Consider the following 11682-nt stretch of genomic DNA (forward strand, 5'->3'; position numbering starts at 1 on the left):
TTCTCGCAAACCTCGGCTTGTTGTTCCGCGGGTCGAACATGTGCCATTCACCAGCGAGAAACACCTCCATCCACGCGGCAAAATCCCCGGGTGGACGAGGGAGAGGCTCCCCGATTTCGCTCAGGTATCCGGTGCAGTAGCGGGCCGGAATGTTCATGCATCGGCACAGGGCGATGGCGAGATTGGCAAAGTCGCGGCAGACACCCTGCCCCTCGGCGAGGGTCTGCGACGCGGTGCGCGTTGCCTCTGCCTGCATATAGTCGAAGCGGACATGTCCATGCACGAAATCGCAGATCGCCTGGACGCGTGACCATCCGGCGTCCGTGGTCTCGAATAGGCGCCACGCCTCCTCCGATAGAAGGTCGGTGTCGCAATACCGGCTGCCCTGCAGAAACACGAGCGTCTCGAAAGGTGTCACCCTCATCTTCCAAGGACGCACGCCCCGTCGGAGAGCCGGAAGCCTCGATTGCAGCTCCAGCGGTTGCCGGACTGGTCGAGATAGGCGTTCTCTGGCAGATCGATGACGACGCAGGCGCCATTCAGCACCTCGTATCCGCGCTCGCAGCTCCAGCCCGGTCCATAGGATGCCTCGTCCAGATAGGCATTCGATGGCACGACAACCGCGTCGCATCGGTCGTCGATTCTGACGAAGCCTCTCTCACAAGCCCAGGCGGCGCCGTAGTCCGCGTTGGTCAGATACGCGTTCTCTGGCACGGCAATCGGCGAACATGTCCCTGCAAGAGCCTCATAGCCACGATCACAGGTCCATCCAGTCCCCGAGTGATCGTCTGTCAGGTAGGCACGCTCGGGGAGTACGATGGGCACGCATGCCTCGTCCTCCCGCCGGAACCCGCGTTCGCATTGCCAATCGTAACCGGAAGACCGGAGGAAGGCATTGGCGGGCACCGGGATGGGATTGCACGACGTCCCGTCCACCTCCTCGTACCCTCGGTCGCACTCCCACCCTGTCCCGTAGGAGCGCCCGGTTGGATAAGCATGCTCAGGGATATCGAGAGGCAGGCATTCGGCGCCCTCCACACGGAAACCTAGATCGCAGACCCATCCGCCGCCATAGCTGCGCGGCTGGGCGTTCTCCGGCATTGGGCCGGTTCCATCCTGCGCAAGCACGGGAAAGGCGAAAGAGGCGATCACACCGGCTATGGCTGCCGTCCTCGCGATCAGCCTCGCCAAGGGATGTCTCATCGCAACTTGTTCCTTGGCGGACCAGAGCCCGCCGGTTGCCGCGCGAGTCCTCGATAGCCCAAGCGTGAGCGTTCCGGTCAGCCGTCGAGTGGGCGCGGCCGGTAGCGGGGAGGCTCTGGAATTCGGTCTCGTTCGCATGCCTTCGTTCTCAGCCACCTGGATTGCGAAGCCCGGCGGGACTGTCGGATGTTTACTGACGGTCATCATGGCGACAAGTTGACCAGCGCCGCGGCCGCAAGGGCATGTTCCTTCTGGTGATAGTCGCCGTGAAACTTGCCATCGACTCGCACCTCCCAGATGCCATTTCTTTCGCGCACCTGAACCCCACCTCGCTGGGCTGGCCAGTTCGTGGAAGACCCCTGTTCCCCTCTGCTTTTCGGCGGCACGGGTTTCATGTCGGTCATTTCCGGCTCCTTCGCCTTTGGCACGCGCGCTTCTCCGAGGAGCATCACAGCGCGAATGAATTCTGCCGCGTAGTCGTCGGTTTCGCGGTGGTCGTGTTCGTGCCTGGCCATACTCATCGGCTCGACGAAGCGTTCTCGAAGGTGGTCCACGAAACGCGGCTCGGTACGGGCCATGTAGGCGATAAGAGCTTGCAGGATCCGTTCATGAGCCAGCACACGCCGTTCGAGGTCGGTGGTCTCGGGGGAAGCTATCGGCATGGCGCGGTTCATCCTTCATCGACCGCGCTTTCCGGGCGCTCCGGCAACGAGTCAACATCAAGGGCTGCGAGGCAGGCCTGCGCGATATCGCGGTTCGGAGCATCTGTTCCGGGCACCGTCGCCCAGCCCGCCTCCATCAGGGCATCGCGCCGCTGATAGGTCGACGCGGCCCGGATCGTTTCAAGCTTTTCGGCCCGTGCTGGGTCGGTCTGTGCCATCTCAAGGCAAACCGGCACCATGGAGGCGACGACATCGTCTTGGGACATCGCCATTGCCCTGTCATTCGCGGTTCCGCCGGTCACCCAGCCGCCCCAGGTAAAACCGACCACGCCGACGAAAACCGCACCGATCACGGCACCATAAATGCCGGGTTTGAGCCATTCGGGAGCATTCATTTCAAGTCCTCCTGCGGAGAAAGCGCCGCCTCGCTGTGATTGTTTTTCTCAGTCGCTCCCCGATCCCGGCTCAGCGCCTCTTTCAGGTCGCTGTCGGAAATCGCCCGTAACCCTGTACGTCCCGCATGACCGCCCCTTCCGCGCACCGTCAAGTAGGTCGCCGTCCGGCGATACGCCTCGAAGCTCAGCCCCTGAAGAAGCTCCTCTTCGACAAGAACCTCGTAGTCGCCCGCGGGCAGATCGCCCGGGTATCCAGGCAAGGTGAACGGGTTCGCAAACGTCACCGTCGATCTGGTCGACCGCATGTTCATCTTTGGTCTCCGCGATGTTGGCAGATCCGTCGCTCACCACTGTTGATGGTCCATTGGAGTGCGGGACGGACCAGTCGAACGATTGAGTGTCTTGTACCTCGGGATCGTTCGGCTGGCGCTGACGCATGTTAGCCCCGGGCACCAAACCGGCTGCGAACTTCCTGAGGGCAGTCGCTCGTACTGATCTGTGTAAGGGCGGCGAGACCGACCTGCGCGTATCCTTTGGGAAACAGGGATGATCTGCATTCCTGCAAACCTTGAAAGGATTGGCGATGGCCGACCCCAGTGTTCTCAACCCGCACCCGCCCGAGTTCGATCGGTTTCTCCAAGCGTCGGTCGGCGCAGATCAAAACGGATACACCGTGACGGTCCTCTCGACTCTCGCGCGGCTAGGCCTCGATCCATGGAAAGAAACCGCTGAACTGGTCACGCTTGGGCGCGACGACGCGCGAGCGCGATTGGGGGCACTGCTTGCCCGGTTTCGTGACGTTCCTGCGCTCGCCAGCGATCACGGCAGGGTCGCACGAGACTTGAGCCAGCTGCTCCCCGAAGGCCGGGCGTCGGGTAGTCTGAAGCGAGCTGTCTCGACTGAGGCCGGCGGCCGCCCGGGAACAAGCGGAGCGATCTGGGCGGTACTCGCGATCGTCTTTGTACTGTTTCAGATGTTCATCGTTGGCGGATCGGGGTCAGGCGAATGACCGTCTCAACCGGGACCGCAAGGACACCGCCCCATGCGGCACACAAGTCCGGCACGCTATCGCCGCGCGAACAGGGCGCTCTGTGGGACATGGAGGAACACTTCTGGACCAGTGGCACCGACAGTGCCCGGGCGACGACAGCGACCAACGCTGTCATGGTTTTCCCCTATCCGCCCGGCATCCTCCAGGGTGACCAGATCTGGACCCATCTTCGACAGAGAACCGGCTGGCGGTCCGTCTCGATGGCCGAACGGCGCGTCACGCGGTGTCGTGACATCGCCATTCTCACCTATCGCGTCTCGGCAGAGAAACCCGATGTGCCGATCTACAAGGCCCTCTGTGCTTCGACCTATCTTAACGACGACGACAAATGGCTGAGGATTTCTCATCAGCAAACAGCGGTGACTTGAGAAGCAGAGAGGCATTCGACCTTCCGCAGGCGCCGGGGCTAACCTGCGTCAGTGCGGCGGGGCGCCGACTCCGTTTAGATGAGACGTGCCGCCGAACATTCGGTGGTGCATTTTTCCAAGTATCCGAGAAGCGTGTGGGCGTGTCGTTGCCCAAAAGGTCGGCATGTCGGCACGCTTCTTATTCTCGGAGCGTCCAGAAAGGACAAGTCCAATGACCCCCGAACAGAACAAGACTGCCGAGAAGATGAAGTCCGTGCAAGCCGCGTGGGACAAGGCGCCCTCCGGCCCGAAGAAAGATGCGGCGCTGAAGCATTACCAGGCAGCCGAGAAGGCGAACACGGCCAAGAACGACGCCGAGACCAACAAGGAACTCGATGCGGCGACGCACGCCCTCGCGTGACTTCCGGCGTCTGAAGTGATCACCGGGGCCGCCTGCCGAGCAAGAGGGCGGCCCTCTCACTTCAGGAGCGGCCCGGTCTGGTCCAGATATGCCGGATCGAACTCGGCAAGGTTCACCAGTCCGCCATAGTCGTGAAACGTCACGCGGCCGTCCCGAAAGGTCACCAGTCCGCTCTCGCGAAGCTGCCGCAGGACGCGGTTCACGTGGACCGCGCTCAAGCCCAGCGTATCGGCGAGGTGGTATTGCGTCAGAGGGCAGTCGAAACCTTCCCTGCTGCCGAGGCCGACCAGCGAAAGCCTCGATCCCAGTTCCAGCAGGAAATGCGCCATGCGGGCGTCCGCATCACGTCGACCGATCCCGACGAGATGCTCCACGACCATCGCCTCGTCCCGTGACGCTGCCCAGAGTATGGCGGTCGCAAGGCGCGGCGTCCGCGCGAAGGCATCGAGAAGATCGCTCGCCAGCACTTCGGAGGCCTCGATGTCGACGATAGGTTCGAAGCTGTGATCCGACGTGCGCAACAGGACGCTGCGCAGTCCCAGAAAATCCCCCGGCACCTGGAAATCCACGATCTGCCGCGTCCCGTCGGCCTGGAGCTTGTAGGAACAGACCCAACCCGACGACAGAATGTACGCGGCCTGAGCCGACTGGCCCTGATGCACCATGTCACGCCCCGCGATGAATGAGCGGCGACGCTGGTGCAGTCGCTCAAGCACGGCCAGCTCGACCTCCGACAGAGCGACGAAGGCCGAGAGCTTGCGGGTCAGGGGGCTGTGTTCGGCTGATATCATGAAGGCTCCCGACGTGCCGTAACCCAGGTGTGGAAATCGGCCCGGACACTGCTTTGGATCAGTCCAGCATAGAGCACTTCCTGCGAGAAGTACGGATGTATCTGAAACTCGCCTTCCACGGGGATCACGATGCCAAGGAAGGGACGCCAGATGTCGACCGCGAGCGAACATGCAGGCCAGGCCGCCCTGTCAATCTGCGAGGCGCTCCTGCTTGCCTTGCACGATCGCGGGGTGCTGCCGGAGCACGAGATCGTGGGAGTTCTTCGCGACGCCGCGGCAACCCATGAGAATGCCGTTGGCACCGAACTCGAAATGGAAAGGCACCGGACCGTCGCAGAAATGATCAATTCGATCATCGCTGGCGGGAACTCTGTTCGACGCCCGTGATGCAATACCGCGGCGGTCTGATCCGCAATCTCGAAGAATTGCCCCACCAGGTTGTCGCCGCCTTGCGCGCATCGAAGCCGGGCATTCGAACAAGGCACTTACGCCCGACAATCCTCGACAAGGAGCACGTCGATGTCATTCACTCCCCTCCACGACCGGGTCCTCGTTCGCCGCATTGAAGGCGACGAGACGACCAAGGGCGGCCTCATCATTCCAGATACCGCCAAGGAGAAGCCTCAAGAAGGCGAAGTTGTCTCCGTCGGTGCTGGGGGAAGGCGCGAGGACGGCGAGCGCATCCCGATGGACGTCAAAGCCGGCGACCGGATCCTGTTCGGAAAATGGTCCGGCTCAGAGATCAAACTCGATGGCGAAGACCCTCTGATCATGAAGGAGAGCGACATTCTCGGCGTGATCGCCTGAGCCCGAATCCTTTCACATCAATCCCAGTCTCAGGAACTCACACCATGTCCGTCAAGGAAGTTCGCTTCAGTACCGATGCCCGCGACCAAATGCTGAAAGGCATCAACACGCTGGCAAATGCCGTCAAGATCACCCTCGGCCCGAAGGGCCGAAACGTCATTCTCGATAAATCCTGGGGTGCGCCCCGCATAACCAAGGACGGTGTGACCGTCGCCAAGGAGATCGAGCTTTCGGACCATCTCGAGAATATGGGCGCCCAGATGGTCAAGGAGGTCGCGCAGCGCACGAACGACGAGGCTGGCGACGGAACCACCACGGCAACCGTACTCGCCCATGCGATTGTCCGGGAAGGTATGAAGTCGGTCGCGGCCGGCATGAACCCGATGGATCTCAAACGCGGAATCGACAGGGCGGTGGCCGCAGTCGTGGCCGAGATCAAGACCATGTCCAGACCGGTCGGTGATAGCGACGAGATCGCCAAGATCGGGTCCATCTCGGCCAACGGAGAAGTCGATATCGGTCGGCAGATCGCCGACGCGATGGCCAAGGTCGGCAAGGAAGGGGTCATCACCGTTGAGGAAAACAAAGGGTTGGAGACCGAGACCGAAGTGGTTGAAGGCATGCAGTTCGACCGCGGCTATCTGAGCCCCTATTTCGTCACGAATGCTCAGAAAATGGTCATCGAGCTGGATGACTGCGTCGTCCTGCTTCACGAGAAGAAGCTGACCTCTCTCATATCCATGGTGCCGTTGCTGGAGGCTGTGATTCAGGCCGAGAAGCAACTGCTGATCGTGGCCGAGGATGTCGAGGGCGAGGCGCTGGCGACGCTGGTCGTCAACAAGCTGCGCGGCGGATTGAAGGTGGCGACCGTCAAGGCACCAGGTTTCGGGGATCGCCGCAAGGCGATGATGGAAGACATCGCCGTGCTGACGGGCGGTCAGGTGATTTCCGTGGAAATGGGCACCAAGCTGGAGAATGTCACCATGGACATGCTCGGGTCCGCCAGAAAGGTCATGATCACCAAGGATGACACGACGATTATCGACGGTGCCGGCGACAAAGGCGCGATCGCGGCGCGCGTGACGCAGATCCGGGCGCAGATCGAGGACACCACCTCGGACTACGACAAGGAGAAGCTGCAGGAACGGCTCGCCAAGCTTGCCGGTGGCATTGCCGTAATCCGGGTAGGTGGAGCAACCGAGATCGAGGTGAAGGAGCGCAAGGACCGCGTCGACGACGCGCTGAACGCCACCCGCGCTGCGGTTCAGGAAGGTGTCGTGCCCGGCGGCGGCGTGGCCTTGGTTCATGCCGGCAAAGTTCTGGCATCGCTGAAGGGCGAGAACAGCGATCAGGATGCCGGCATCAAAATTGTTCGGCGCGCGATCCAGGCACCGCTGCGCCAGATTGCCGGAAATGCCGGGGTCGACGGATCGGTCGTTGTTGGCAAGGTCATCGAAAACGACAGCCGGAGCTTCGGTTTCGACGCACAGGCCGAAGAATACGGCGACATGCTGAAGGCCGGTGTCATCGATCCGACGAAAGTCGTTCGGATCGCCCTGGAAAACGCCGCGTCCATTGCCGGGCTATTGATCACGACCGAGGCGATGGTCGCGCAAAAGCCCAAGGAGGCTGCTGCCGGTAGCGAAATGTCCGACATGGGTGGAATGATGTGAATGGACGCGCCCTTTCATCAGGAGTCTCGGAACGAGAAATCACATTCCTGAAGGATGTGAACGCCGATCTGTTCAGAAAAATAATTCACAATCAGGAGAAACGGAAATGACCAAAGGCAACAAGCAACGCGGCAACCGTGAAGCGAAGAAGCCTAAGAAGGTGAAGGAAAAGGTCGTTGCAACAGCCGACTTCACGAAGGGCAAAACCTTGACCAATCTAGGCGAGCACAAGAAGAAATAGGTAGAGGGCCAAGTCATTGGCTATCACTGAATACGGAGCCTGATGGCGGCGGGAGACGACGCGCATAACACTTGGCAGAGCTTCCGCTGCGCAAGGCTGCACCTATGAGACGAGAAGCACCGGAGATTTCTTTCATTCGCGGGGGGCCCGGACGCTTGCCGCCTGAGCCGTACGCGACGCGGCTGAGGCGCCGGCAACTGCTTCTCGTGGTCAACGCATCCGCGTTGCGATGGCACAACCTATCACGACCCGCTAAGGTATGCTTCTCCAGTGATCGATTCTAATCAAGGCCTGCCCCATGAGGCCGCCGACAGCATAACGAAACCATTCGCACGCTTCCTGAAGATCGAAGCGGCAGCTGGTGGGCTCCTGCTCCTAGCTGTACTGGTGGCTTTGGGGCTGGCCAACTCACCGTGGCAAGAAGGCTTTCTGAGCTTCTGGGAGACCCCCATCGGTCTCACATTCGGCTCGTTGGATTTCACCCGCTCTCTGCGGCACTGGATCAACGACGGTCTGATGACCCTTTTCTTCTTCGTGCTTTCTCTGGAACTCAAGCGCGAGTTGGTTCTGGGCGAATTGCGAAACCCTCGACAGGCCGCCCTGCCGTTCGCAGGCGCCTTGGGTGGCATGGTCGTGCCAGTCTCTCTGTATCTTGTGTTGATGTCCGGGCAACCTGGCATGCACGGCTGGGGAACCGTGATGGCGACCGATACGGCCTTCGTGATCGGGTGCCTCGCGCTCTTCGGAAGCCGGATCCCGCCCACCTTGCGTTTGTTCCTGCTGTCTTTGGCCATCTTTGACGACGTCGGTGCAATCCTTGTAGTCGCCTTCGGTTACGGTGAGGCGTTGAACTGGTCGGCTCTCGGATTGGGCTTTCTGGGGATTTGTATCGTCGCAGGCGTATCGCGACTCGGGATCAGAAGCGTACCGGTCTATTTCCTTCTGGGAGCGGCAGTCTGGTTATGCTTCGACGCTTCTGGCGTCCACGCGACCATTGCAGGTGTCATTCTGGGCTTGATGACGCCAACGCGCATATGGGTGAGCGATGCCCGCCTGCGTGCAATCCTTGGGCGGGTACTCGCCGTTCCGGCCGGCGATCGTCGACATGGAGATGCCGCAAGCCACCGCGACCTGCGTCAAGCCGGCAGAGCGGTCACTGAGTCGCTCTCACCAGTCGAACGGCTCGAGATGATGCTGCACCCCTGGGTCGGCTTTGCAATCATGCCGATCTTCGCACTGGCAAATGCCGGCATCACGATTCAGGGTGTCGATTTCGTACAACCGGTCTCGCTGGCGATCATTGTCGGCCTGGTGTTGGGAAAACCGATCGGCGTCTTCGTGTTCGGCTGGATTGCCGTACGATCCGGCCTAGCGGCACTCGCGCCGGGCTTGTCGTGGCCTTTCATTCTGGCTGGCTCTTTTCTGACTGGGATCGGTTTCACGATGTCATTGTTCATCGCAGGCCTCGCATTCGACAGTTCCGTCCTGAATGCGGCAAAGTTGGGTATTCTCGGCGGATCGGCGCTCTCGGCGATACTCGGCATCTCGCTTCTGATTTGGCTCACATTGCGAATGAGGTGACGAAAACACACAGCCGATGCGCTGCGCGACCTCGTTCATGTACCCTTACTGTCCATCGTCGGTTGCATTTGCGGTGGTTCTCGCTGCTGTCGGTGTCGCGGTTCTTATCTATTTCATCCATCATATCGCGACATCAATCCGCATCGAAACGCTGCTCGCGCAACTGGCCGCCGACGGGTGCGCCTCCGTGGATCGGCTCTTTCCGGAACGGCTCGGCCATGGTCCCCTGCATTTCGAGAACGAGCCGGCTGCGCATCGGCTCCCAAACGACTTTGATGCCGGCTCCGGGCGGGTCAGTCCCGATGCGAGCGGATACGTGCAGAATATTGGTATGGACGCTCTCATGAAAATTGCCACAGAACATGATCTTGTCTTGCGGATCGACACCCCGCCCGGTCGTTTTGTGACCGACGGTGACTGCATGATCACGGCATATCCGTGTGATCGGGTGTCGGATGAGATCGCCGACAGCCTGCGCGGCGTGCTTGTCATCGGCCGGGATCGATCAGTCAGTCAGGATCTCGAATTCGCGATCCGGCGTATTGTCGAACTGGCCCAGCGATCCTTGTCGCCCGGCATTAACGACCCCACCACCGCGCTTTACTGCATCGATCGGCTCGGAGAGGTGTTCGATCGATTGTCCGGCCGGGATCTCCCATCGCCGATCCGCTACGACGAGACCGGGCAGTTGCGTATCCTGACTGAAGTCATAGCCATTGAGGAACTGGCATGTAATGCCTTTTCAGCGATCGCCCGCTACGGGACCGCGGACGTCGATGTGGTCAGGCGGCTGGTGGACACGATGGGCAAGTTGAGCCGATCATTTTCGCCCGCAGCGCGTGAAGCCATCATGACGCTGAATGAACAGGTTCTCATCGCAAGCGAGAACAACGCTTCTCTGGGTTTTGATCGGAAAGCGCTTCAAGAATTGCTGCGGAGTCAGAGAAAGTAACGCGCGAAAGTTGGTGATGCCCTGAGGGGCGGCATATCATGGCGGTGTTCAGACGCCGTCAATTCTCAGCCGAGAAAGGGATATGCCACCTGTCAGAAGATACCATCACCCAGCTGGCCGATCCATCGGGAATTGGCTCCGACCCATTCACCGACGTCCTCCGCGACGGCGCGCGCAAGCTGATCGAACAGGCGATCCACGCGGAGTTGGCGGTGCTGATGGCGGCCTTTTCGGGAGAGAAGCTCGATGACGGTCGTGCGCGGCTGGTGCGCCATGGTCACTTGCCGGAACGCGAAGTGATGACCGGGATCGGGCCGGTCGCAGTGAAGGTGCCGCGTGTCCGTGATCGAAAGCCTCGCGCCAACAAGATCACGTTCACTCCCAGTATCCTGCCGCGATACTTGCGCAAGGCGAAGTCGATTGAAGAGTTGCTGCCGTGGCTTTACCTGAAGGACGTGTCCACCGGCGATTTCAGCGAGGCGCTGGCCGCCCTGCTGGGGCTGCTCTGACCCCCGACTTTCATCCAGCTGAAGCCGGAGTCGGCGCTTCACTTTGGCGCTGCTGCGCCGATGGAGCAATGGACGGCCGGCGGAGCGTCTCCGCTTCGCGGAGCCGGCCGTCCATTGCGGTGAGCCGGGCCGCAAAGGCTGCCGGCGTCCCGTAGCCGAGCGCGGAATGCGGCCGGCTATGGTTGTAGTCGGTGACCCAGTTCGCGACCTTGTGGCGGGCCTGCTCGAGGCTGAAGAACAGCGTCTCGTTTAGGAGCTCGTCCCGCATCCGCCCGTTGAAGGCTTCGCAGATGCCGTTCTGCATCGGCTTGCCCGGCGCGATGAAATGCCAGGCGACGCCGGCGGCCTCGGTCCAGGCGAGCATGGCGTTCGAGGTGAACTCGGTGCCGTGGTCGCTGACGATCACCCCGGGCTTGCCGCGCATGGCGACCAGCGCGCTCAGCTCGCGCGCCACCCGCTTGCCCGAGATCGATGTGTCGACGACGGCGGCCAGGCATTCCTTGGTCACGTCGTCGACCACATTGAGGATGCGCAGCCGCCGTCCCGTGACGAGCTGGTCGTGCACGAAGTCCACCGACCAACGCGCGTTCGGGGTCGCCGCCGTCAGGATCGGCGCGCGCGATCCGGTCGCCCGCTTGCGGCCGCGTCGTCGGCGCACCGACAGGCCCTCCTCGCGGTAGAGCCGCTGGGTCTTCTTGCGGTTCACGGTCCAACCCTCCTGGCGCAAGAGAACGTGCAGGCGCCGATAGCCGAAGCGCCGTCGCGCGCCCGCCAGGTCGCGCAGCCGCTCGCGGAGATCGGCATCGTCGGGACGACGGCTGCGGTACCGGATCGTCGTCCGGTCCGCGCCAACGAGAGAGCACGCCCGCCGCTCGCTCACCCCGTGCGCCTGCACAAGGTGGGCGACAGCTTTCCGCTTGGCGGCGGGCGCTACCACTTTCGCGACAGGAGATCCTTTAGAGCGTTTTCCGATCAATCTGCATCGTATCCGCAGGCGGCGAAGTAGTTTTCGCATTCCTGGTGCGTGAAGCAGTCGATGAGTTCGCCGA

General features: G+C 61.5%; 16 protein-coding genes and 1 pseudogene. 10 read left to right on the plus strand and 7 right to left on the minus strand.

What is annotated here, in order from left to right; genetic code table 11:
* From P1J78_RS22500 to P1J78_RS22520, 5 genes are all read right to left on the minus strand, one after another.
* The coding region (locus P1J78_RS22500; RefSeq protein WP_374213405.1) for a transglutaminase-like domain-containing protein at nt 1-418 on the minus strand (418 nt) is incomplete at its 3' end.
* A gap of 2 nt (nt 419-420) precedes the next feature.
* Nucleotides 421-1191, minus strand: a complete 771-nt coding sequence (locus tag P1J78_RS22505) for a hypothetical protein (RefSeq protein WP_275569631.1) — start codon at nt 1189-1191, stop codon at nt 421-423.
* Nucleotides 1192-1406: 215 nt separating this feature from the next.
* Nucleotides 1407-1877 (minus strand): hypothetical protein, encoded by a 471-nt coding sequence (locus tag P1J78_RS22510; RefSeq protein ID WP_275569632.1) that lies wholly within the window; start codon nt 1875-1877, stop codon nt 1407-1409.
* Nucleotides 1874-2260 (minus strand): hypothetical protein, encoded by a 387-nt coding sequence (locus tag P1J78_RS22515; RefSeq protein ID WP_275569633.1) that lies wholly within the window; start codon nt 2258-2260, stop codon nt 1874-1876. The genes P1J78_RS22510 and P1J78_RS22515 overlap by 4 nt, the downstream gene beginning before the upstream one ends.
* Nucleotides 2257-2571, minus strand: coding sequence for a hypothetical protein (locus P1J78_RS22520; protein WP_275569634.1), 315 nt, complete (start codon nt 2569-2571; stop codon nt 2257-2259). Before P1J78_RS22520 ends, P1J78_RS22515 begins: the two co-directional genes overlap by 4 nt.
* A gap of 272 nt (nt 2572-2843) precedes the next feature.
* Here P1J78_RS22520 and P1J78_RS22525 point away from each other — a divergent pair, with 272 nt between their 5' ends.
* The 3 genes from P1J78_RS22525 (at nt 2844) to P1J78_RS22535 (ending at nt 4079) form a co-directional block, all read left to right on the plus strand.
* Nucleotides 2844-3269 (plus strand): hypothetical protein, encoded by a 426-nt coding sequence (locus P1J78_RS22525; RefSeq protein ID WP_275569635.1) that lies wholly within the window; start codon nt 2844-2846, stop codon nt 3267-3269.
* The gene (locus tag P1J78_RS22530; protein ID WP_275569636.1) at nt 3266-3679 is read left to right on the plus strand and encodes a hypothetical protein; all 414 of its coding nucleotides are present in this window, start codon (nt 3266-3268) and stop codon (nt 3677-3679) included. Before P1J78_RS22525 ends, P1J78_RS22530 begins: the two co-directional genes overlap by 4 nt.
* Nucleotides 3680-3890: 211 nt before the next feature.
* Nucleotides 3891-4079 (plus strand): hypothetical protein, encoded by a 189-nt coding sequence (locus P1J78_RS22535; RefSeq protein ID WP_275569637.1) that lies wholly within the window; start codon nt 3891-3893, stop codon nt 4077-4079.
* Nucleotides 4080-4135: 56 nt separating this feature from the next.
* Here the strand turns inward: P1J78_RS22535 and P1J78_RS22540 are convergent, their stop codons facing one another.
* Nucleotides 4136-4870: a Crp/Fnr family transcriptional regulator gene (locus P1J78_RS22540; RefSeq protein WP_275569638.1), complete on the minus strand. Its 735-nt coding sequence runs from the start codon at nt 4868-4870 to the stop codon at nt 4136-4138.
* 150 nt (nt 4871-5020) lie between these two features.
* Here P1J78_RS22540 and P1J78_RS22545 point away from each other — a divergent pair, with 150 nt between their 5' ends.
* The 7 genes and pseudogenes from P1J78_RS22545 to P1J78_RS22575 form a co-directional block, all read left to right on the plus strand.
* Nucleotides 5021-5257, plus strand: coding sequence for a hypothetical protein (locus P1J78_RS22545; RefSeq protein WP_275569639.1), 237 nt, complete (start codon nt 5021-5023; stop codon nt 5255-5257).
* A 132-nt stretch (nt 5258-5389) separates the two neighbouring features.
* On the plus strand, nt 5390-5677 hold the full coding sequence (locus P1J78_RS22550) for a co-chaperone GroES (protein ID WP_275569640.1): 288 nt from the start codon (nt 5390-5392) through the stop codon (nt 5675-5677).
* 44 nt (nt 5678-5721) lie between these two features.
* Nucleotides 5722-7350, plus strand: a complete 1629-nt coding sequence (groL, locus tag P1J78_RS22555; protein ID WP_275569641.1) for a chaperonin GroEL — start codon at nt 5722-5724, stop codon at nt 7348-7350.
* A 106-nt stretch (nt 7351-7456) separates the two neighbouring features.
* The gene (locus P1J78_RS22560) at nt 7457-7591 is read left to right on the plus strand and encodes a hypothetical protein (RefSeq protein ID WP_263720905.1); all 135 of its coding nucleotides are present in this window, start codon (nt 7457-7459) and stop codon (nt 7589-7591) included.
* Between the two features lie 270 nt (nt 7592-7861).
* Entirely contained in the window at nt 7862-9172 is a 1311-nt protein-coding gene (nhaA, locus tag P1J78_RS22565; RefSeq protein WP_275569642.1) for a Na+/H+ antiporter NhaA, read from the plus strand.
* A gap of 37 nt (nt 9173-9209) precedes the next feature.
* Complete coding sequence (locus P1J78_RS22570; protein ID WP_275569644.1) at nt 9210-10124, plus strand: DUF2254 domain-containing protein; 915 nt, start codon at nt 9210-9212, stop codon at nt 10122-10124.
* A gap of 89 nt (nt 10125-10213) precedes the next feature.
* Nucleotides 10214-10624 (plus strand): annotated as a pseudogene (locus P1J78_RS22575) (transposase); the annotation flags it as partial.
* A 19-nt stretch (nt 10625-10643) separates the two neighbouring features.
* Here P1J78_RS22575 and P1J78_RS22580 read toward each other — a convergent pair.
* Nucleotides 10644-11648, minus strand: coding sequence for an IS3 family transposase (locus P1J78_RS22580; RefSeq protein WP_374213406.1), 1005 nt, complete (start codon nt 11646-11648; stop codon nt 10644-10646).
* Nucleotides 11649-11682 lie beyond the last annotated feature (34 nt).

Origin of the sequence: Psychromarinibacter sediminicola (assembly GCF_029168335.1) — a bacterium.
Classification (GTDB): Bacteria; Pseudomonadota; Alphaproteobacteria; order Rhodobacterales; family Rhodobacteraceae; genus Psychromarinibacter; species Psychromarinibacter sediminicola.

Bases quoted from the DNA above. Each gene is read 5' to 3' on its own strand.
- P1J78_RS22510 (WP_275569632.1), bottom strand. From the start codon at position 1,877: ATGAACCGCGCCATGCCGATAGCTTCCCCCGAGACCACCGACCTCGAA.
- P1J78_RS22515 (WP_275569633.1), bottom strand. From the start codon at position 2,260: ATGAATGCTCCCGAATGGCTCAAACCCGGCATTTATGGTGCCGTGATC.
- P1J78_RS22520 (WP_275569634.1), bottom strand. From the start codon at position 2,571: ATGAACATGCGGTCGACCAGATCGACGGTGACGTTTGCGAACCCGTTC.
- P1J78_RS22525 (WP_275569635.1), top strand. From the start codon at position 2,844: ATGGCCGACCCCAGTGTTCTCAACCCGCACCCGCCCGAGTTCGATCGG.
- P1J78_RS22530 (WP_275569636.1), top strand. From the start codon at position 3,266: ATGACCGTCTCAACCGGGACCGCAAGGACACCGCCCCATGCGGCACAC.
- P1J78_RS22535 (WP_275569637.1), top strand. From the start codon at position 3,891: ATGACCCCCGAACAGAACAAGACTGCCGAGAAGATGAAGTCCGTGCAA.
- P1J78_RS22540 (WP_275569638.1), bottom strand. From the start codon at position 4,870: ATGATATCAGCCGAACACAGCCCCCTGACCCGCAAGCTCTCGGCCTTC.
- P1J78_RS22545 (WP_275569639.1), top strand. From the start codon at position 5,021: ATGTCGACCGCGAGCGAACATGCAGGCCAGGCCGCCCTGTCAATCTGC.
- P1J78_RS22550 (WP_275569640.1), top strand. From the start codon at position 5,390: ATGTCATTCACTCCCCTCCACGACCGGGTCCTCGTTCGCCGCATTGAA.
- groL (WP_275569641.1), top strand. From the start codon at position 5,722: ATGTCCGTCAAGGAAGTTCGCTTCAGTACCGATGCCCGCGACCAAATG.
- P1J78_RS22560 (WP_263720905.1), top strand. From the start codon at position 7,457: ATGACCAAAGGCAACAAGCAACGCGGCAACCGTGAAGCGAAGAAGCCT.
- P1J78_RS22570 (WP_275569644.1), top strand. From the start codon at position 9,210: ATGTACCCTTACTGTCCATCGTCGGTTGCATTTGCGGTGGTTCTCGCT.
- P1J78_RS22580 (WP_374213406.1), bottom strand. From the start codon at position 11,648: ATGCGAAAACTACTTCGCCGCCTGCGGATACGATGCAGATTGATCGGA.